The following is a 20,210-nucleotide window of genomic DNA, read 5'->3' on the forward strand; positions in this document are numbered from 1 at the left end:
GCACAACACGGGTCCGCGCCGCGCAGCAGGCGCATCACTCGATGACCAGCTTGACGGGGCGCACGTGGCGCGTGTGCCGGGTCTGGGTGTGGTCGAAAACGGCGACCCACATGTAGAACGGCTCGCCCGGCACGAAATCGACGTCGTATTTGCTGCCTGTCGTCAGCGCGCGCCTGGTTTCCAGCGTCCACCAGCCGTCCGACCAGCGGGCAGCGCCGACAATGTCGGCGCGGTCGCCGCTGTACTCGCCCATGATGAGCACGCCGGGGATCACCGTGCCGACAGGGATGGCGGCGTCGAGCTCCGGCGAATAGGGGACGGTCTCCGCCTCCATCATCCACCACTGAGCACCCTCGCTGTCGCTGCTGTCCGGGTCGAGGTCAAAGGTCTTGAGCTTGGCGGCGGTCTGCCGGTAATCGGCCGGCAGGCGCTTCAGCTGGACGGGGCCGCGATAGCCGCCCGGCGGTTCGGAGACATAGTTGTAGACATAGAAGGCCTTGCCCGGATCGCCGGTGTAGCCGCCCTGATAGCGGGCCGTCTTGTTCCAGTCCGCCTCCTTCGGCTCGATCGGCGGGCCGATGAACTGGTCGTCGACCCGGCCGAGCAGCCCGCCGCGCGAAGCCTTCCACTGCCACATGTCGATATAGCTGCCGTCGGTCGTGTAATGCAGGCCGCGGTTGTTGAGCGCGCCCGGCTTGTCTGAAAGCGGCTGCGGGCCGAGATGGGTGGAGGCGCCGCCGCCGAAGGCCTGCGAGCGCGAGAAGATGACGGACAGCTTGTCCTCATAGAAATTCATCACATCGGCGATGTCGGCGTGATCGTGGATGAGGTGCCAGCCGTCCTCCCGCTTGATGAGCGGCAGGCGGCGCAGCGAGCGCGTCGGATCCTGCCAGCGGAAGGCGAAGTAGATGTTGTTGGCATCCCGGACCGCCCGTACCTCGACGAGCGATTCGCCGCTGCCGCCGAGATTGGCGCCCTGCTGGGTGCGGATGCGCACCGGGCCTGCCCTCCGCCAGGCGGCATCGTCGAGTACGCCGTCGAGCGTCGGCGGATCATCCACTGCGCCGACCGTCAGCGTATCGCGCGTGCCCCAGTCGAAGGCGGCAATGGCCCCCGCGACCGGCACGCCGACGAGGACCGCCGTCAGCAGGGGCCGGGCCCTCATGCCGCTGTTGGCCATGAGCCGCGTCGGCCGGAACAGCCGCAGGATCTGCGGCCATCCGCCATAGAGGAAATGCGCGACGACATGAATGAAGATGTAGGCCAGCACGGCAATGGCACTCGCGGCATGGACCGCGACGATCCAGCCACCGTAGCCGATGTACAGCGCGATGCCCGTCGCCGTCAGGATGGCGACGAGCCCGTAGACCACCCAGTGCAGGATGACGTTGACGGCACCCCAGCGCAGGCGGCTGGCTGCCGGCATGACGAGCGCTCGCGTCTTCTTCAGTGCCACCCGATGGCGCAGGCCGCTGCGCAGCATGTAGAGCGCATAGGCCGTCGCGGAGAAGAAGAGGACGAGGCTGGCCACGAAGTGGACCGTCCAGATTTCCCCCTGAGGCAGGATGGGTTCCAGCGCCTTGGAGAGCACTGCCTCGGGCGCATCGGCCGAGATGCGCAGGCCCGTCAGCAGGCTCACGACCATCGCGATAGCGACGAGCCAGTGCAGAAAGATGGTGCCGATATCGGTGCGCGGTGGCCCCTCCCTGTCGCGCGTTGCGGTCTGCCTTGCCGCTTCGGCCGCGGCCCTTCGGGTCGGTCGGGATCGGTCGATCCCCTCTCGCAGATGTCCGATATCGGCCATGCCTGTCACCCGTATCGAGGAAGTCGGATCCGTGAATGCTGTTTTGATTTAAATTTTAATCTATCTTTTATCAAATCAGAACGATCGCCAATAGCCAAGACTGATCGTGCGGCGAAATTCTGTGGTACTGCGACGCCATAGCCCTTGCAGATTCCGGAAAAAGGCTCAAAAGGGCGGCCATGTCACAGCCGCACTATGTCCTCACGCTGTCCTGCGCCAACCGCCCCGGCATCGTTGCGGCGGTCTCGACCCATCTCTTCGAATCGGGATGCAACATCCTCGACGCGCAGCAGTTCGACGACACGCAGAGCAACTGCTTCTTCATGCGGGTTGTCTTCAACCCGCTGAACGGTGCCCCGACGCTGGAGGACCTCAGGAAGAGCTTTTCGGAGGTCGCCGAGCGCTTCGCCATGACCTGGACGATGCGCGACCGGGCGGAGAAGCGGCGCGTGATGATTCTCGTCTCCAGGTTCGACCATTGCCTCGTCGACCTGCTTTATCGCAGGCGCCTCGGCGAATTGCCGATGGATCTCGTGGCCGTCGTCGCCAACCACCCGCGCGAAACCTATGGCTCGCTCGATTTCGACGGCGCGGCCTTCCACCACCTGCCCGTGACGAAGGAGACGAAGCTCGAGCAGGAAACCCGTCTGTGGGAGCTCATCCGCGAGACCGAGGCCGAGGTCGTCGTGCTTGCGCGCTACATGCAGGTGCTGTCCGATGGTCTCGCGGCCAAGCTCGCGGGGCGCTGCATCAACATCCACCATTCGTTCCTGCCCGGCTTCAAGGGCGCCAAGCCCTATCACCAGGCGCATGCGCGCGGCGTGAAGGTCATCGGGGCGACGGCCCACTACGTCACCTCGGACCTCGACGAGGGTCCGATCATCGAGCAGGACGTGGAGCGCATCAGTCACCGCGATACGCCGGACGACCTCGTGCGCAAGGGCCGCGACATTGAGCGGCGCGTGCTCGCCCGGGCCCTGCGCTACCACCTCGAGGACCGCGTCATCCTCAACGGCCAGCGCACGGTGGTGTTTACGGATTGATCACGGCCCGAGCGCCACCGGGCGCTTGAGGGAAGTTGAAACAAAGGTCGCGCCATGCAATGCACATGGCACGTATAATATAAACATATATTCCGAATTGAACTGATCGCCGCACCTGCAATTTCCATATCGAGAACAGACAGAACTTGCAGAAACGTCTATTCCACGGATGGGCAACACCCGCCATTTGCATGAATAGAGATTCGACCATGCCAAATCCCCTTAAGATCGCCCCGGAGCGCGGATACATGCCCGGAACGCACCTGCCGGGACAGAGCATTGCCGCCCAGGCCGATGCCTGGACGCGAGGTCTCACCCAGACCATCCAGCAGCTCCCGCCCGGCCAGCAGCACCTTGCCGTGAACCCGGCCAATCCCGGGATCGGCGCGGGCAACGCGGCCAATCCCGCAAACGCCGCCAACCCGGGAGCCGGCGCCAACAATCCCGGAAATGCCGCCGGCTAAGGCGGAAGCAGTCCGGGCTGCGCCGGCCCTGCACCCATCGACCGGCAGGTGACGCGCGCCCGCCGGGCAGCGAGGACGGCATCGCGCAACACGGATTTTCACGATGCGTGATGCCGTCCTTCAACCGGCCCTATTGACCGCCTAGCCGTGCAGGATGGCCACCGTCTTCAGCACCGAAAAGCCATAGAGGGCCTCGAATCCCTTCTCCCGGCCGTGGCCGGAGCGCTTGACGCCGCCGAAGGGCAGTTCGACGCCGCCGCCTGCGCCATAGTTATTGATGAAGACCTGGCCGGACTTGAGCGCCCGCGCCATGCGCAGCTGGCGGCCGCCGTCGCGCGTCCACACGCCGGCGACGAGGCCGAAGTCGGTGCCGTTGGCGATGCGCACGGCCTCCTCCTCGCCCTCGAAGGGGATGACGACCTGCACCGGTCCGAAGATCTCCTCCTGCGCCAACCTGTGGTCGCCCGACACATTGGCGACGAGCGTAGGCCGCACGTAGCAGCCGCCGGCTGGCGCATCCGCCACGATGCCACCCTCGCCGGCGATGGCGAGGCCGTCGGCCCTGGCGATGCCGATATAGCGCTCGACGATCTCCTTCTGCCGGGCCGAGACCATGGGGCCCACATCGAGGTCCGCCAGCGCAGGTCCCACCTTCAGCGCCCGATAGCGCTCCGCCATGCGCGCGACCACCTCGTCGAAGATGACGCGCTCGACGAGGATGCGCGAGGAGGCCGAGCAGGTCTGGCCGGCGTTCTGGATGCCGGCATTGACGAGGAAGGGCAGCGCCGCGTCGAGGTCGGCGTCCGCAAAGACGACCTGAGGCGACTTGCCGCCGAGCTCGAGCGTCACCGGCACCGCGTTCTTCGCCGCGGCGGCCTGCACGAGCGCTCCCGTCGCAACGGAGCCGGTGAAGGAGAGGTGATGAACGCCGCGATGCGCCGAGAGCGCCGCCCCCGCGGCCTCGCCCGTGCCCGGCACCACGTTGAGCGCCCCGGCCGGCAGCCCTGCCTCCTCAGCAATATAGGCGAAGGCGAGCGCCGTCAGGCAGGCTTCCTCGGCCGGCTTCAGCACGGTCGCATTGCCCATGGCGAGCGCTGCGCCGACCGAGCGGCCTATGATCTGCATCGGGTAGTTCCATGGCACGATATGGCCAGTGACGCCGTGCGGCTCGCGCAGGGTCAGCACCGTGTAGCCGTCGAGGTAGGGAATGGTCTCGCCGTGCACCTTGTCGGCCGCGCCGCCGTAGAACTCGAGGTAGCGCGCCAGCGCCAGCGCATCGGCCTTCGCCTGCTTCAGCGGCTTGCCGACATCGAGCGCCTCGAGCCGGGCAAGTTCGTCCGCCTTCTCGGCCACGAGCCGCCCCATGGCCGAAAGGACGCGCCCGCGCTCGGTCGCCGTCATCCGCCCCCAGGCGCCGGACAGGGCCTCCTCCGCCGCGCCGACGGCAGCATCGACATCGCGGGCGCCGCCGGCGGCGATGCGCGCCAGTTCGCTGCCGTCGGAAGGATTGACGAGGGGAAGCGTCTCGCGGCTCGCCGGCGCCCGCCATTCGCCGGCGATGAGGACGCGGTCGGTCGCAAAGGCAGTGGTCATCTCGTTCATCCGTTCGCTGATCTGTCGCTGACGCTGTTCTAGAGCATTTTCCGCCGAAGTGGATACCGGTTCGGCGAAGAAAATGCTCTATTCTCAAAAAGATAGACGCTCTTTCCGATTTAATTGAATCGCAAAGAGCTATCGCCGCTTCAGCCGCCCGAGGGGACCTCGCCCGCCGCCGGGCCCGCCCCCGCAGGCCGCATGGCTCGCGCCGCGAGCGCCCGCGACAGGTCGGGCGAGGCGGCGAGAAGCTCACGCGTATAGGCGTGCCGCGGCGCCGCGAACACCTCGGCCGTCGGCCCCTCTTCCACGATCCGGCCGGCGCGCATCACGAGCACCCGGTCGGTGATGGCACGCACCACCGTAAGATCGTGCGAGATGAAGAGATAGGCGAGTCCGTGCTCCGCCTGCAGGTCGGCGAGAAGGTCGAGCACCTGGGCACGGATGGAGACGTCGAGCGCCGACACCGGCTCGTCGAGGATGATGAGCGATGGCCGCGTGATGAGCGCCCTTGCGATGGCGAGGCGCTGGCGCTGCCCGCCGGAGAATTCGTGCGGATATTTGTCCGCATCTTCCGGCTTGAGGCCGACATCGCGCAGCACCGCGGCGATGCGCCGGTTGCGTTCCGCCGCGTCGATCTCCCCACGCAGGAGATGGAGCGGCTCGGCGACGAGCCGGCCGGCCTTGTGCCGCGGATCGAAGGAGCCATAGGGATCCTGGAACACCACCTGCACGGCCCGCCGCATGGCGGTGAGATCGGCGGCCGAGAAACCGGCCAAGGAGCGGCCGCGGAACAGCACGGCTCCGCCCTGCGGCGGCTCCAGCGCCATGAGCGTGCGCGCGAGGGTCGACTTGCCGCAGCCGGATTCGCCGACGAGCCCGACGCTTTCGCCCGGCCGGACGGCGAGGCTCACGGCATCGACGGCGCGCCGCTTCTCGGGCGCGCTGAAGAGCGACCGGCGCCGGCCGCGATATTCACGGACGACGGACTGCGCAACAAGGATAGGAGTGCCTGGTCCCTCCTCTCGGCGAGAGGGTGACGGATACGGCTGATCCCTCCCCTTCAGGGGAGGATGGCTCGCGCCTCTCGGCGCGAGACGGGTGGGGTCCGGGCTGGGAGCAGTGCCCTCGACGGCAGCCGCGCCGCCCCCTCCGTCGCCGCTATGCGGCGCCACCTCCCCCTCACGGGGGAGGATCGGTGGCGCCGTCAACTTGCGCCTTGCCGGCACGTGAGTCGACGCTTCCAGCAGCGCCTTCGAATAGGGATGCCGCATGCCGGAGAAGAAGGCCGCCGTCGTGCCCTCCTCTACCACCTCGCCGTAACGCATCACGGTGACGCGGTCGGCCATCTCGGCGACGACGGCAAGGTCGTGGGTGATTATGAGGAGGCTCGTGCCCTCCTCGGCCACCAGCTCGCGCATCAGTTCGAGGATCTGGGCCTGCGTCGTCACGTCGAGCGCCGTCGTCGGCTCGTCGGCGATGATGAGCTTGGGCTTCAGCGCCACCGCCATGGCGATGACAACCCTTTGGCGCTGGCCGCCGGAGAGCTCGTGCGGATAGCGGTCGAGCGGAAAGCGCGACGGCGGCAGGCCGACCCGCTCCAGCGCCTGCCCGGCCCAGGCCATGCATTCGGCGCGCCGGGCGCCGAGGTGCTGGGCAAAGCATTCCGCCACCTGCGCGCCGATGGTCTTCAGCGGATTGAGCGCCGTCATCGGCTCCTGGAAGATCATGCCGATGTCGCGCCCGCGCAAGGCGCACATCTGCACCTCGCTCTTGGAAAGAAGATCCTCGCCGTCGAGCAGGATGCGGCCCGTCGCGCTGGCACCGCGCGGCATCAGCTGCATCGCCGCGAGCGCCGTCATGGACTTGCCGGAACCGGATTCGCCGACGAGCCCGAGGATCTCGCCCTCGCCCACCGAGAGCGAGACCCCCTTGAGGATCGGCAGGCCGTAGATGGAAAGGTCGAGCCCCTCGACGCTGAACATGGCCATCGCTCAGCGCTCCCGGGCAAGGCGCGGGTCGAGCAGGTCGCGCAACCCGTCGCCGAGGAGGTTGAGGCCCATCACCGTGACGACGATGGCAAGGCCGGGCACCAGCGCAAGGCGCGGCGCGAGCGCCATCAGCGTCTGCGCCTCGTTGAGCATGCGCCCCCAGCTCGGCGCCGGCGGCTGCACGCCGAGCCCGACATAGGAGAGGGCCGCCTCGGCCAGCACGCCGAGCGAGAGCTGGATGGTGGCCTGCACGATGACGAGGCTCAGCATGTTGGGCAGGATATGCTCGAGCGTGATGAGCCCGCCGCCCTTGCCGGCGACACGCGCCGCCATGACGAACTCGCGGGTCCACAGGGGCAGCGCCGCGCCATAGGCGAGCCGCGCGAAGACCGGCACGTTGAAGATGCCGATGGCGACCATGGCGTTGACGGCGCCGGGGCCGAAGATGTCGCGCAGCATGATGGCGATGATGAGCGCTGGAAAGGCGAAGACGAAGTCGTTCGCCCGCATCACCGCCTCGCCGACGAGGCCGCGCTGCGCGGCCGCCAGAAGCCCGAGCGGCACGCCGAGCCCGAGCCCGATGCCCACCGCCACGAAGGACACGGCCATCGACGTGACCGCCCCGTGCATGATCATCGACAGGACGTCGCGGCCGTACTGGTCGGTGCCGAGCCAGTGCGTCGCCGAGGGCGGCTGCAGCTTGCGGGCAATGTCGAGCACCGTCGGGTCGTGCGGCGTCCACACGAAGGACAGGAGCGCCATGGCGGCGACGACGAGCGAGATCGCGGCCCCCAGGAGGAAGCTCGGGTGGCCGAGCGCGCGGATGGCGAGGCGGCGCCGGCCAGGGGCCATGGTCGCGCTCATGCCCGCCTCCTCAGGCGCGGATCGACGGCGGCATAGGCCACCTCGACGAGGAAGTTGACGATGACGACGCTCGCGACGAGCAGCATCACGATGCTCTTGACCACGATGAGGTCGCGCTGGGTGATGGCCTGGAAGACGAGGCGGCCGAGGCCCGGCAGGAAGAAGACATTCTCGATGATGATGGTGCCGGCGAGCAGGAAGGAGAACTGCAGGCCCATGATGGTAAGCACGGGGATGAGCGCGTTGCGCAGCGCATGCCGGCGCACCACCTCGCCCCGGCTCAGGCCCTTGGCGCGGGCGGTGCGCACATAGTCCTCGCCGAGCGCGTCGATCAGCGAGGAGCGCATCACGCGGGCGAGGATCGACGCCTGCGGCAGGGCGAGCGCCACCGCCGGCAGCATGAGCGAGCGCCCTGCCGGCCACAGGCCCGCCCCCCAGCCGGGAAAGCCGCCGGCGGGCAGGAGCCGGAGGCTCACCGCGAAGACGAAGACGAGCAGCATCGCGAACCAGAAGTTCGGCACCGCTATGCCGACCTGCGTCGCCGCCATGATGCCGACATCGGCCGGTCCGTTGCGCCGCGTCGCCGCGAGCGCGCCGACGGGCACGGCGATGAGGACGGTGAGAAGCAGCGAGATGGCGGCGAGCGGAAGGCTGACCCACAGGCGCTGCGCGACAAGCTCGCCGACAGGCACCGAATAGGTATAACTGCGGCCGAGGTCCCCCTGGACGAAACCTGCCACCCAGGCCGCATAGCGCTCCGGCGCGGGCCGGTCGAGGCCGAAATCGGCCCTGAGCGCCGCAAGCGTATCCGGCCGCGCATTGGTCCCCAGCATGATCTCGGCGGGATCTCCGGGCAGCACCTCCATCACCGCGAAGATGACGAGCGAAGCGATGACCAGCGTCGCGGCGAGCGAGGCGAGGCGCTTGGCGAGATAGACGAGCATTCAGGTCAGCCCCACCTGAACGTCGCCATCGACAGACGTCCGACTACTTCGCTTCGCGAGCGGACGTCAGCGACACGAGCAACGCTGTCCCCCTCCTCCCGCTTGCGGTGGGGAGATGGAGAAGGAGCCGCCGCGAGCGGGGAGCCGGACACGACCGAGATCACTGCTGCTCGCGCCACTTGACTTCCGTCAGGTCATTGGCCGGCACCGGGGTGTTCTCCCACAGCCCCTCGAGCCGCGCGTCCCAGATGCCGATCTTGGGCAGGAGGAACAGCCAGGCGTTGACGGCGTCGTCCGCCAGCTTTTCCTGCAACTGGCCGAGGAGCGCGAGCCGCTCGCTCTCGTCGGTCGAGGCGACGAAACGCTCGTAGAGCGCGCGGTAGTCCAGGTCCTTGTAGCCGAAGTAATAGTCGTCGCGTGCATAGATATCGAGGTCGAGCGGCTCCACGTGGCTCACGACGGTCATGTCGAAGTTCTTGTTGCGGAACACTTCGCTCAGCCACTGCGCCCATTCCATCGGCACGATCTCGACCGAAATGCCGACGTTGCGCAGCTGCGCCGCCAGCACCTCGCCGCCGCGGCGGGCATAGTCCGGCGGCGGCAGCACGAGCCGGACGGAGAGGTTCTCCGCCCCCGCCTCCTTCAGAAGCGCCTTGGCCTTCTCTGGATCGAACGGATACTTGCCCGTGAGGTCGACATAGCCCTTGTCCTGCGGCGCGAAATGCGAGCCGATGGGCTTGCCGTAGCCGTACATGGCGCCCTCGATCAGCGCCTTGCGGTCGACGGCGTGGGAGACGGCGCGGCGCACGCGGATGTCGTCGAAGGGCTTCTTGCCGTTGTTCATGGCAAGCACGGTCTTGCCCTCGGTGTCGCCGACGACGACCGTGAAGCGCGGGTCGGCCTCGAACTGCGGCACGTTCTCCGGCGCGGGGAAGATCGGGAAGGCGTCGACATCGCCGGCCATCAGCGCCGCGAAGGAGGCGGTCGGGTCGCCGATGATCTTGAAGGTCGCCTTCTCGAGGGCGACGGGCTCGCCCCAATAACCGTCGCTGCGCGTCAGCGTGACGTGGTCGCCCTTCACCCATTCGGCGAGCTTGAAGGGACCGGTGCCGACCGGCGCCGTCTTGTTGTCGGCGGCGCTCTCGGGCGCGACGATGACGGCGGCGGCCCAGCCGAGGTTGAACGGCAGGCTGCCGCTCGGGCGCTTCAGCGTGATCCGCACTGTCTGCGGGTCCACCACCTCGACGGTGTCGATGGGCTCGAAAAGGCCTTTCTGCGGGTTGACGCTGTCGGCCGCGCGCGCCCTGTCGAGCGAGAACTTCACGTCCTCGGCGTCGAAGGTCGTGCCGTCGTGGAACTTCACGCCCTGCCGCAGGTGGAAGGTGTAGACCTTGCCGTCCTCCGACACCTCCCAGCGCTCGGCGAGCGAGGGCTTCACCGTCCCGTCGCGGTCGATGCGCGTCAGGCCCTGGAAGACGTTGTTGTAGACGATTTCCGCGATCGCCGCCGCGGCGCCCGCCGTCGGGTCGAGATGCGGCGGCTCGAGCCGGATGCCGAGAATGACGTCCGTCCGCGCCGCCAAGGCCGGCGTGCCAAGGAGGATGCCGGCCGATACGGCGACAGCGGCCGTCCCCCTCACCAGATGCTGCATCAGACGGCGATACATTCCGGCCCCTCCTTCGTCGCAAGGTCACTTGTTGTCGATATCATGCCAGGCACGCCTTTCGTCATCGCCGGGCTCGTCCTCGCAAGGCGGGCTTGCCCGACTTGCGACACTTCCCGTAAGCGCAGCGCGTATCCGCGCTGCATTGCCATCCACGCCTTCTGCACAGGCTGCAGGGCGTGGATGCCCGCGACAAGTGCGGGCATGACGGCGCGTGCACAACACGCTCACGCCTTGCCGCCACCCTCCAGAAGCTCATGCAAGGCGCGCGCCATGACCCTCGCCGAATCGACCATGTCGTCGATGCCGACATATTCGTCCGGCTGGTGCGCCAGGTCGAGAATGCCCGGACCATAGGCGATGCAGTCCTTCAACCGACCGATGCGATCGACGTGCTTCTGGTCGTAGGTGCCGGGCGAGACGACATAGCTCGGCTCCTGGCCCATGACCTCGCGGATCCCGCCCGCAACGGCCTGCACCACGGGCGCCTCGCGGTCGGTCATCGTCGGCTGCACCTCGAACAGGTCCTCGATGGCGTAGGCAAAGTCCTTCCGCTCCCTGGCCAGCCGGTCGAGGATGCCGATCACCTCGGCCTTCACGTCCTCGATCTTCTCTTCCATGAGGAAGCGGCGGTCGATGACCATGCGCGCGGAATCCGGCACGCAGGGCGACGGCAGGCCGTCATGGTCCTCGCCTTGCCCGCCGTGGATGGAATTGATGTTGAGGGTCGAACTGCGCGCGCCCGGCGGGATCACGGGCATCGCCGTGCGGCGTGCGGCGAGCGCCGGGATGAGCTCACACTCGAAGGCATTGAGGACCGCGCCCATGTGGCGCACGGCGCAATCACCGAGGAAGGGCATGGAGCCGTGCGCGATGCGGCCCTTCGTTTCGATCTTCGCCCACCACACGCCGCGATGGCCGAGGCAGATGCAGTCCTTGTTGAGCGGCTCGGGAATGATGACGTGATCGACGCGCGGCTTCGAGAAGAAGCCCTTGCCCGCGAGATAGGCAACGCCGCCGTAGCCGCCCGATTCCTCGTCGGCCGTGCCGGAGATCTCGATGGCGCCGGGAAAACCGGGCATGAGATCGATGAAGGCCTCGGCCGCGATGATGGAGGCTGCGAGCCCGCCCTTCATGTCGCAGGCACCGCGGCCGTAGACCTTGCCGTCCTCGATCTGGCCGCCGAAGGGGTCGCGCGTCCAGCCCGCCCCGGCCTCGACGACGTCGATATGGGAATTGAAATGGACGCAGGGACCCGGCCGGGCGCCCTCCTTGCGCGCGATGACGTTCCAGCGCGGATAGCGGTCGCTGTCGCCGGGCGTTCCCTCCGCGCGGACATAGGCGATGTCGAAGCCGCGCCGGCGGAGCCGCTCGCCGACGAATTCGGCGCAGTCGCGATAGTTCTCCCCCGGCGGGTTGACGGTCGGGATGCGGATCAGGTCGGCCGTAAGGGCGGCCAGCTCATCGCGGCGGTCTCGAACGGCTTCAAGGACGTCTCGGATAGACATGACCGTCTCGGATCGGTTGGGCCCGGCATGGTTTCACCACGCCGGGCCACCTGCAAGACAGTTTTCGTTTGTACACACACGTTTTCGGACGGTTTTCGCATCGTTACCGGAAGAGGGCCGGGAGCCACAGCGACAGCGACGGCACGTAGGTGACGAGCATCAGCACGGCGAAACACGCCCCGTAGAAGGGCCAGATGGTCCTGACCGCCTGCATGATGCCGATACGAGCGACGGCGCAACCGACGAAAAGCACGGATCCGACCGGCGGCGTGCACAGGCCGATGCCGAGGTTGAGCACCAGGATGACGCCGAAATGCACCGGGTCCATGCCGAAGGCGGTGACGACCGGCAGGAAGATCGGTGTCGTGATGATGATCAGCGGCGACATGTCCATGAAGCAGCCGAGCACCAGCAGGATGAGGTTGATGAGGAGGAAGATGACGATGGGATTGTCGGACAGCGCACGCATGCCCTCCACCATCGCCGTCGGCACCTGCAGAAGCGCCAGCAGCCAGCCAAAGGAGGCGGCGCTGCCGATGACGAGCAGAACCATCGCCGTGGTGCGCACGGCGCCCAGCGTCGCCTCGACGAAGTCGCGCCAGCCCATCTCGCGATAGACGAGTACCGTGACCGCCACCGCATAGACGACGGCGATGCATGAGCTCTCGGTCGCCGTGAAGACGCCCGAACGCACCCCGCCGAAGATGATGCCAATGAGCAGGATGCCCGGCACCGCCCCGACGAGGATCGGCAGCATGGCGCCCCAGCCCGGGAAGACCCCGGCCGGATAGCCGCGCCACCGGGCAACCACATAGGCGGCCACCATGAGGGCGGCAGCAAGCAGCAGCCCGGGGATGATGCCGGCGGTGAAGAGGTCGGCGATCGAGATGCGCCCGCCCGCCGACATCGAATAGATGATCATGTTGTGCGAGGGCGGGATCATCAGCGCGATGATGGCCGAGGTCACCGTGACGTTGACGCCGTAGTCGGCGGCATAGCCGCGCTCGCGCATCTGCGGGATCATCAGCCCGCCGACCGCCGAGGCGTCAGCAACTGCCGAGCCGGAGACGCCGCCGAAGAGCGTGGAGGCGACGATGTTGACCTGCCCGAGGCCACCGCGCAGGTGGCCGACGAGGGCGGCCGCGAGGCGCACCAGCTTGCCGGCGATGCCGCCGCGCACCATGAGGTCGCCGGCATAGACGAAGAAGGGAATGGCCATCAGCGCAAAGGCGTTGATGCCGGAGTTGAGCCGCTGGAAGACGACGAACGGCGGCATTCCCATGTAAAGCACAGTCGCCAGCGACGCGATGCCGAGGCAGAAGGCCACCGGCGTGCCGAGGACGAGCAGGCCGAAGAACGTGCCGAAGAGGACCCAGAGTTCCATCAGTGCGCCTCCAGATCCGCGGCGGTCTTGGCGGCCACGATGTCTTCGCGCGGGTGGGCGATCATGCCGACGAGCCGCTCGACGGCGAAAAGGGCGATGAGCCCGCCGCCGACGACGAGCGGCAGGTAGTCGATGCCGCCGGGAATTCCCAGCACCGGGATGGTAGCTGACCAGGTCCCGACGACGAGCGTCCAGCCGAACCACGCCATGGCGATGCCGAAGCCCGTGATGGCGACGAGGCTGATGCCGTCCATGAATCGTGCCATCCGGTCAGGCGCGAAGAAGCGCACGATGTCGAGCCCGAGGTGGAAGTTCTCGCGCACCCCCACAGCCGCCCCGAGCAGGATGAACCAGCTCATCAGGAGGAGCGAGATCGGCTCCGTCCAGCTCGGCGTGTCGTTGAGCACGTAGCGGCCGAAGACCTGCCAGGCAACGGCGGCGGTCATGGCCACGAGCCCGGCGGCGGAAAGCCAGAGCGCCACCGTCGACAGGACGCGCAGCAGGCGATGCAGGGATGTCAGGATGGATGTCATGGGCGGTCCGATGGCGGTCCGGTATCTAAAAAGGGGCTTGGGAACGACATTTATGGCTCGTCATGGCCGGGCTTGTCCCGGCCATCCACGATCTTGCCGTTCGTCACAAGCTACGACGTGGGTGCTTGAGACCCCTCTTCGCCCATCATGGCCGGCAATGCGTATACGCATTGCCGTCGCCATCCGCGCCTTCAATCTGCGCGAGCGTCACGGCGTGGATGCCCGCGACGAGCGCGGGCATGACGGTGTGCGGTCGGGGGCCGGCGCTTCCACTCCGTCCGGATCCATGGCCCGGACGGAGTGATCCACCGACGTTGTCACTGCACCGCGCGGATCTTCTCCACCAGCGCCTGCAGCTTGGGATCCTTCACGAAGGAGGCGTAGAAGGGCTTCATCGCTTCCTCGAACGGCTTCTTGTCGATGGTGATCACCTCGACGCCGGCCTGCCGTACGATCTCCTCAGACTTCTTCTCGCGCGCCTGCCAGAGCTCGCGCATCTTGACGACGGACTTCTTCGCCGCGTCGCGGAAGGCGGCCTGATCCTCAGGCGAGAGCTTGTCCCACACCTTCTTCGACATCACCAGCACCTCCGGCGACAGGGAGTGCTCGGTGAGCGTGTAGAACTTCGCCACCTCGAAGTGCTTGGAGCTCTCGAGGCTCGGCCAGTTGTTCTCGGCCCCGTCGATGACGCCCGTCTGCAGCGCCGAATAGACCTCGCCGTAGGGCATCGGCGTCGGATTGCCACCCATGGCCTTGACCATGCCGATGAAGAGGTCGGACTGCTGCACGCGGATCTTGAGCCCCTTCACGTCATCGAGGCTGCGCACCGGCTTCTTCGTCGTGTAGAGGCTGCGTGCGCCGGAATCGTAGAAGGCGAGCCCGACGAGGTCATGCGCCTCGAAAGCCTTCAGGATCTCGTCGCCGATCGGCCCGTCGACAACCTTGTGCATGTGGTCGACCGAACGGAAGAGGAATGGCAGCGACAGCACGCCCGTTTCCGGGATGAGGTTGTTGAACGGCGCCATGTTGACGCGGTTGAGGTCGAGCACGCCGAAGCGCGTCTGCTCGATCGTGTCCTTCTCGCTGCCGAGCTGCTCGGAGACGAAGACCTTGATGTCATACCGCCCGTTAGTGGCCTCCTTGAGCAGGGAGCCCATGTATTTCACGGCCTCGACGGTGGGATAGCCGTCGGGGTGGACGTCCGCCGAACGAAGGACGGTCTGCGCCGACGCGGGCGCGATGGCAAGCGCCGCAGCTGCGAGCGCCGTGCCGATGAGAGTGCCGAATTTAAGCATTCAAGATGCCTCCCTGGAAATGGAACCGGGGCTTTTCGCCCTCGTTTTCTTGGCGGACCCGACAGGCCGCAGCGGCGGCGGTGGCGCGGGGGAGCCCCTGGCGCCGGCCGACCGCGGATCACCCCTCGCCGACGGCGCGGGTAACAGAAAGACGGATGTCGCCGGCCGCGCCGCACGACACGATCGCCTCCATGCCCGGTCGCACCGGATGGATGCCCGTGCTCGCCCCGGTCGAGACGATATCGCCGGTCTTGAGGCCAACGCCTCGCGCGGACAGGCAATTGGCGGCGAAGAAGAGGGCGCCGAGGGGTCCGCCCGGCACCTTCGCTGCACTGCCCTCGCCGACGGTCGCACCGTCAACCACGACACGGGTCGCGAGCGCCTCGAGCGGCGCATCGCGCCAGCCCCTCACCGCCGGCCCGAGGATGACGCCGGCATTGTTGCCGAAGCCGCTGATAATGGCAGCCGGCCCGAGATCGTTGATGACGGCGAGCGGATTGCTGGCAACCTCCACGGCGAGGAAGAGGTCGTCCACCGCTTGCGTCACGTCGTCGAGGCCGTAGGGCGCATCGCGCGCCGGCAGGTCGGCGCCGAGACGGACCGCGAACTCGGCCTCGATGGCCGCAAAGCCGCCCTCGATCACCGGCGCGGCCACCGCTTCCCCTCTCGCCTCGACCAGCGTGCCGGCGAAGACCGGGCCGACGAGTCGCTCCGCGCCGCCGTAGGCCGGGCGAAGGTCCGGATGGATGAGCGCGACCTTCCAGCCCACGACGGGTGCGCCCCATTGGCGGATCGCTTCGTCTTGAACGGCATAGGCCCCATCAACGGAAGCGGGCAGCGGACCGGGAAAGGAATCGAGCGCCACTGCCGCGCGACGGGCCGCCACGAAGCGCTTTGCGATTTCGGCGGAACCTGCAGGCGAGCGCCCGAGATCCTGCATGTCTCCTCCCCTTCCCCCTACCGGTATTGCCCGGCCATCTTGTCATTCCAGATTGCGCCCCTGGCAGTGAATGTCGACCGCCGCGGCGTCCTCCGCAATCGTATATTTGTGTATGGTAGTATGCTCTGCTATATGGAGCAACAGCCATTTGAACCGTTTCAAACATAATTTGAACCGTTTGAATAGGGTCGAAAACCGTGCGAGCAGAATCGCAGACCACTTTCGAATCGGCGGCGCGACGCGTCGAGCGCGAGTTGCGGCGAGCCATCATCACGCTTGCCATAGCCCCCGGAACACGCCTGTCGGAGGTGGAGATCGCCCAGCGCTGGGGCGTCTCGCGCCAGCCGGTGCGCGAGGCGCTCATCGCGCTTGCGAGGTCACGCCTGGTCGAGACGCTGCCCCAGCGCGGCACTGTCGTTGCCCTTCTCTCCGTACGCCAGATGATGGAGGCGCGCTTTGTGCGCGAAGCGGTGGAGGCGGCCGTCGTCCGCCGCGCCTGCGAGGGCTTTTCCTCCCAGAGCCGCCAGCGCATCGACGACCTGCTCGACCTGCAGGAGAAGGCGGCCGAGCGCGGCGACCATACAGCCTTCCAGCGCACGGACGAACTGTTCCATCTGGCCCTCGTCGAGGGCACGGGCAGCATCCTTGCCTGGCAGGCAATCGAGGACCTCAAGGCTCACATGGACAGGGTCTGCTATCTCACCCTGCCCGGCACCGAGGCGATGCGCCCGCTCGTCACCCAACATCGCGCCATCATGACCGCCATCGACGCGCGCGACGCCGACGCTGCCGAGAAGGCCATGCGCTACCACCTCAACGAGATCCTGCGCGCTCTCCCGCGCGTAGAGGCCGACCACCCTCACCTCTTCGAGTGAGCCGGCGGCGGCGCCATCCATCCGCAACCACGAGGCCCAACCCATGCCCGCCCAAGGAACCACCATGTCCATCGAGACCCGCTACGCCATCCACTGGCGCGAGGCGGAGACCTTCGACACGGAAGCGCTGCGCGAGAATTTCCTCGTGCCCGGCCTGCTCGTGCCCGGCGCGCTCAACGTCACCTACACCCATTACGACCGGCTGATGCTCGCCGGCGCCGTACCGCTCGGCGAGCCTCTCGCCTTCACCGAGGCCCATGCACGGCTCGTCGGCAGCGAGCATCATCTCGCCCGCCGCGAGCTCGGCCTCGTCAACATCGGCGGCCCCGGCCGCATCACGGCCGACGGCACAACCTTCGACCTCGGCTTCCAGGACGCGCTCTATCTCGGCTCCGGCACCGCCGACGTGACCTTCGCCAGCGTCGATCCGGCCAATCCGGCCAAGTTCTACATCAACACGGCCCCGGCCCACGCGCGCCATCCCGCCCGGCACATCACCAAGGAGGCGGCGAAGGCCGTCCCGCTCGGCAGCCAGGAGACCGCCAACAAGCGCACCATCTTCCAGTACCTGCATCCGGACGTGCTGCCGACCTGCCAGCTCGTCATGGGCCTCACCCGCCTTGAGAGCGGCAGCGTCTGGAACACGATGCCGGCCCACACCCACGACCGGCGCATGGAGGCCTATCTCTATTTCGAGCTGCCGGAGAACGCCTTCACGGTGCACCTGATGGGCCGGCCCGAGGCGACGCGCCATCTCGTCGTGCGCAACGAAGAGGCCATCGTCTCCCCGCCCTGGTCGATCCACTGCGGCGCCGGCACCACGAGCTATGCCTTCATCTGGAGCATGGCCGGCGACAACCAGGCCTTCACCGACATGGACATGATCGCCATGCAGGACCTGCGCTGAGGAGCCGGCCCATGACGACCACGACCAGCACTGCGCCGGCTTTCGCCAGCCTCTTCGACCTCTCCGGCAAGGTCGCCCTCGTCACCGGCGCGCGCACCGGCCTCGGCAAGGCGCTGGCCGAGGCGCTCGCCAGTGCCGGGGCGGACGTCGTCGGCCTCGGCTCGCGCCCCATGCCGGAAACGGCCCGTGCCGTCGCCGCGCAGGGCTGCAGCTTCCACGAGGTCGTGTGCGACCTCGAGAAGCCGCAGGACTTCCCTGCCCTCGTCGCCGACATCGTCGCAAGGGCCGGTCGCGTCGACATCCTCGTCAACAACGCCGGCATCATTCGCCGCGAGAACGTGCTCGACTATACGGAGGCGGACTGGGACGCGGTGATGACCGTGAACCTCAAGAGCCTCTTCCAGCTCTCGCAGGCGGTCGGGCGGCACATGGTGGCGAGCGGCCGGCCGGGCCGCATCGTCAACATCGCCTCGCTCCTCTCCTTCCAAGGCGGCATCCGCGTGCCGGCCTACACGGCGGCGAAGCACGGCGTCGCCGGCCTCACCAAGCTCATGGCGAACGAGCTGGCGCCGAAGGGCATCACCGTCAACGCCATCGCCCCCGGCTATATGGAGACGGACAACACGGCGGCCCTCAGGGCGGATCCCGAGCGCACACGTCAACTCATGGATCGCATCCCTGCCGGCCGGTGGGGCGCGCCGCAGGACCTCGCCACCGCCGTCCTCTTCTTCGCCGCCCCGGCAAGCGGCTACGTCACCGGCACGGTGCTGCCGGTCGACGGCGGCTGGATGGCGCGGTGACGGCATACGGATAGCCATCGCGGCCGAAGCCTCCCCGCACCGCCGAAGCCCGCGGACGCGAGCGACGCCTCCCCCCCCCGTCATGGCCGGGCTTGTCCCGGCCATCCATGCCTTTTGCGCTCCTGCCAGCGTCGCCGCATGGATGCCCGCGACAGGCGCGGGCATGACGGCGGGGGACTTGCGCTGCGCGGCCTGTCGCGCAGGCGGCCGATCAGGCGCGGGGCATGACAACTGGGGCGTTGCACTCCGTGGCTTCGTCTTACCAAACGACGGCCATGGACGAGCGCGGCCATGCCCCCGGCGATGGCCGACGCCCCCTTACGCCCTGCCCTGCACCCGCTGCAGCGCCATCATCGCGCCGCGCAGTTCGGCGAGGCCGCGCAGGCGGCCGATGCAGGAATAGCCGGGGTTCGTCTTCTTGCCGACATCGTCGAGCATGAGGTGGCCGTGGTCCGGCCGCATGGGGATGACGGCATCCGCCCGCCCCTCGGCACGGCGGCGCGCCTCCTCGTCGAGGAGCGCCCCGATGACACCGATCATGTCGGACGAGCCGGCGAGATGGTCGTCCTCGAAGAAGGAGCCGTCGTCCTCGCGCTTCACGTTGCGCAGGTGGGCGAAGTGGATGCGCGGGCCGAATTCGCGCACCATGGCGACGAGGTCGTTGTCCGCCCGCGCGCCGTAAGATCCGACGCAGAAGGTCAGCCCGTTCGCCGGCGTGTCCGCCGCGGCCAGGACGGCACGGGCGTCCTCTGCCGTGGAGACGACGCGCGGAAGGCCGAAGAGCGAGAACGGCGGATCGTCCGGATGGATGCACAGGCGCGCGCCGACCTCCTCCGCCACCGGCGCCACCTCCTGCAGGAAGGCAACGAGATTGGCGCGCAACTCGGCCGGGCCGATGCCGTCATAGGCGGAGAGCAGCTTGCGCATGCCCGCGCGGTCGTGAGTAAAATCCGAGCCCGGCAGGCCGGCGATGATGTTGCGCTCGAGCGCGTCCTTGTCGGCCTCGCTCATGGCGGCGACGCGGGCGCGGGCCGCCGAGAGGATGGCCTTGGGATAGCTCGCCTCGGCGCCCTGACGCTCCAGGATGAAGACGTCGTAAGCGGCGAAATCCACCATGTCGAAGCGCAGGGCAAAGCTGCCGTCGGCGACCTGCCACATCAGGTTGGTGCGCGTCCAGTCCACCACTGGCATGAAGTTGTAGCAGATGGTGGTGACGCCGCCGGCGGCGCAAGCGCGCAGCGAGGCGATCCAGTTGTCGATGTAGCGCCGGAAGTTGCCCGAGCGGGTCTTGATGTCGTCGTGGACCGGGATGCTCTCGACGACGGACCAGGTGAGTCCCGCCTGCTCGATCAAGGCGCGCCGCTCCGCGACGGCCTCGACGGTCCAGGACTCGCCGCTGGTGATCTGGTGCAACGCGCTGACGATCCCGGTGGCACCGGTCTGGCGCACATCGGCCAAGGTTACCGGATCCTGTGGGCCGAACCACCGCCAAGTCTGTTCCATCACAGCCCCTCGCTCATCGGGCGCAGCGCGCCCATCGCATTCTCACTGCGGCGTCTTATATCGATTTAGCTGGCTGCGCGAAGCCCCCTACAGCCACTG

Annotated in this window: 17 protein-coding genes; 5 read left to right on the forward strand and 12 right to left on the reverse strand. The window is 67.7% G+C overall.

The genetic code is table 11. The features are described 5' to 3' along the window. Nucleotides 1–34 precede the first annotated feature (34 nt). Nucleotides 35–1,804, reverse strand: coding sequence for an ethylbenzene dehydrogenase-related protein (locus tag BOQ54_RS11055; RefSeq protein WP_055458031.1), 1,770 nt, complete (start codon nt 1,802–1,804; stop codon nt 35–37). A 179-nt stretch (nt 1,805–1,983) separates the two neighbouring features. Between BOQ54_RS11055 and purU the strand changes: the two genes are divergently transcribed. Then, nucleotides 1,984–2,847: a formyltetrahydrofolate deformylase gene (gene purU / locus BOQ54_RS11060; RefSeq protein ID WP_071923920.1), complete on the forward strand. Its 864-nt coding sequence runs from the start codon at nt 1,984–1,986 to the stop codon at nt 2,845–2,847. 248 nt (nt 2,848–3,095) lie between these two features. Continuing rightward, nucleotides 3,096–3,311 carry a hypothetical protein gene (locus BOQ54_RS11065; protein ID WP_026015039.1) on the forward strand — a complete coding sequence of 72 codons (216 nt, stop codon included), beginning with the start codon at nt 3,096–3,098 and terminating at the stop codon, nt 3,309–3,311. Nucleotides 3,312–3,452: 141 nt separating this feature from the next. Here BOQ54_RS11065 and BOQ54_RS11070 read toward each other — a convergent pair whose 3' ends face one another. From BOQ54_RS11070 to BOQ54_RS11115, 10 genes are all read right to left on the reverse strand, one after another. After that, entirely contained in the window at nt 3,453–4,913 is a 1,461-nt protein-coding gene (locus BOQ54_RS11070; protein ID WP_145979759.1) for an aldehyde dehydrogenase family protein, read from the reverse strand. 140 nt (nt 4,914–5,053) lie between these two features. Beyond that, complete coding sequence (locus BOQ54_RS11075) at nt 5,054–6,895, reverse strand: ABC transporter ATP-binding protein (protein WP_071923921.1); 1,842 nt, start codon at nt 6,893–6,895, stop codon at nt 5,054–5,056. 3 nt (nt 6,896–6,898) lie between these two features. Beyond that, nucleotides 6,899–7,759, reverse strand: coding sequence for an ABC transporter permease (locus tag BOQ54_RS11080; RefSeq protein WP_055458027.1), 861 nt, complete (start codon nt 7,757–7,759; stop codon nt 6,899–6,901). Then, complete coding sequence (locus BOQ54_RS11085; RefSeq protein WP_063185229.1) at nt 7,756–8,703, reverse strand: ABC transporter permease; 948 nt, start codon at nt 8,701–8,703, stop codon at nt 7,756–7,758. The genes BOQ54_RS11080 and BOQ54_RS11085 overlap by 4 nt, the downstream gene beginning before the upstream one ends. 160 nt (nt 8,704–8,863) lie before the next feature. Continuing rightward, nucleotides 8,864–10,369 (reverse strand): ABC transporter substrate-binding protein, encoded by a 1,506-nt coding sequence (locus tag BOQ54_RS11090; protein WP_071923922.1) that lies wholly within the window; start codon nt 10,367–10,369, stop codon nt 8,864–8,866. Nucleotides 10,370–10,593: 224 nt separating this feature from the next. After that, nucleotides 10,594–11,874 carry an acetylornithine deacetylase/succinyl-diaminopimelate desuccinylase family protein gene (locus tag BOQ54_RS11095; RefSeq protein ID WP_071923923.1) on the reverse strand — a complete coding sequence of 427 codons (1,281 nt, stop codon included), beginning with the start codon at nt 11,872–11,874 and terminating at the stop codon, nt 10,594–10,596. A gap of 103 nt (nt 11,875–11,977) precedes the next feature. Then, on the reverse strand, nt 11,978–13,258 hold the full coding sequence (locus BOQ54_RS11100) for a TRAP transporter large permease (RefSeq protein WP_063185233.1): 1,281 nt from the start codon (nt 13,256–13,258) through the stop codon (nt 11,978–11,980). Further along, nucleotides 13,258–13,791, reverse strand: a complete 534-nt coding sequence (locus BOQ54_RS11105; RefSeq protein ID WP_071923924.1) for a TRAP transporter small permease — start codon at nt 13,789–13,791, stop codon at nt 13,258–13,260. Before BOQ54_RS11105 ends, BOQ54_RS11100 begins: the two co-directional genes overlap by 1 nt. Before the next feature lie 317 nt (nt 13,792–14,108). Beyond that, nucleotides 14,109–15,086, reverse strand: a complete 978-nt coding sequence (locus BOQ54_RS11110; protein ID WP_055458022.1) for a TRAP transporter substrate-binding protein — start codon at nt 15,084–15,086, stop codon at nt 14,109–14,111. A gap of 118 nt (nt 15,087–15,204) precedes the next feature. Then, nucleotides 15,205–16,026, reverse strand: coding sequence for a 2-keto-4-pentenoate hydratase (locus BOQ54_RS11115; protein WP_071923925.1), 822 nt, complete (start codon nt 16,024–16,026; stop codon nt 15,205–15,207). Between the two features lie 197 nt (nt 16,027–16,223). Here BOQ54_RS11115 and BOQ54_RS11120 point away from each other — a divergent pair, with 197 nt between their 5' ends. From BOQ54_RS11120 to kduD, 3 genes are all read left to right on the forward strand, one after another. Continuing rightward, entirely contained in the window at nt 16,224–16,901 is a 678-nt protein-coding gene (locus BOQ54_RS11120; protein WP_096335324.1) for a GntR family transcriptional regulator, read from the forward strand. Between the two features lie 64 nt (nt 16,902–16,965). Continuing rightward, nucleotides 16,966–17,808: a 5-dehydro-4-deoxy-D-glucuronate isomerase gene (gene kduI, locus BOQ54_RS11125; protein WP_071923926.1), complete on the forward strand. Its 843-nt coding sequence runs from the start codon at nt 16,966–16,968 to the stop codon at nt 17,806–17,808. Nucleotides 17,809–17,819: 11 nt separating this feature from the next. Next, complete coding sequence (gene kduD, locus BOQ54_RS11130; RefSeq protein ID WP_071923927.1) at nt 17,820–18,608, forward strand: 2-dehydro-3-deoxy-D-gluconate 5-dehydrogenase KduD; 789 nt, start codon at nt 17,820–17,822, stop codon at nt 18,606–18,608. A 318-nt stretch (nt 18,609–18,926) separates the two neighbouring features. Here kduD and uxuA read toward each other — a convergent pair whose 3' ends face one another. Continuing rightward, nucleotides 18,927–20,111: a mannonate dehydratase gene (gene uxuA / locus BOQ54_RS11135; RefSeq protein ID WP_071923928.1), complete on the reverse strand. Its 1,185-nt coding sequence runs from the start codon at nt 20,109–20,111 to the stop codon at nt 18,927–18,929. Nucleotides 20,112–20,210: the final 99 nt, after the last annotated feature.

The organism is Chelatococcus daeguensis (genome assembly GCF_001887265.1).
Lineage (GTDB): Bacteria > Pseudomonadota > Alphaproteobacteria > Rhizobiales > Beijerinckiaceae > Chelatococcus_A > Chelatococcus_A sambhunathii.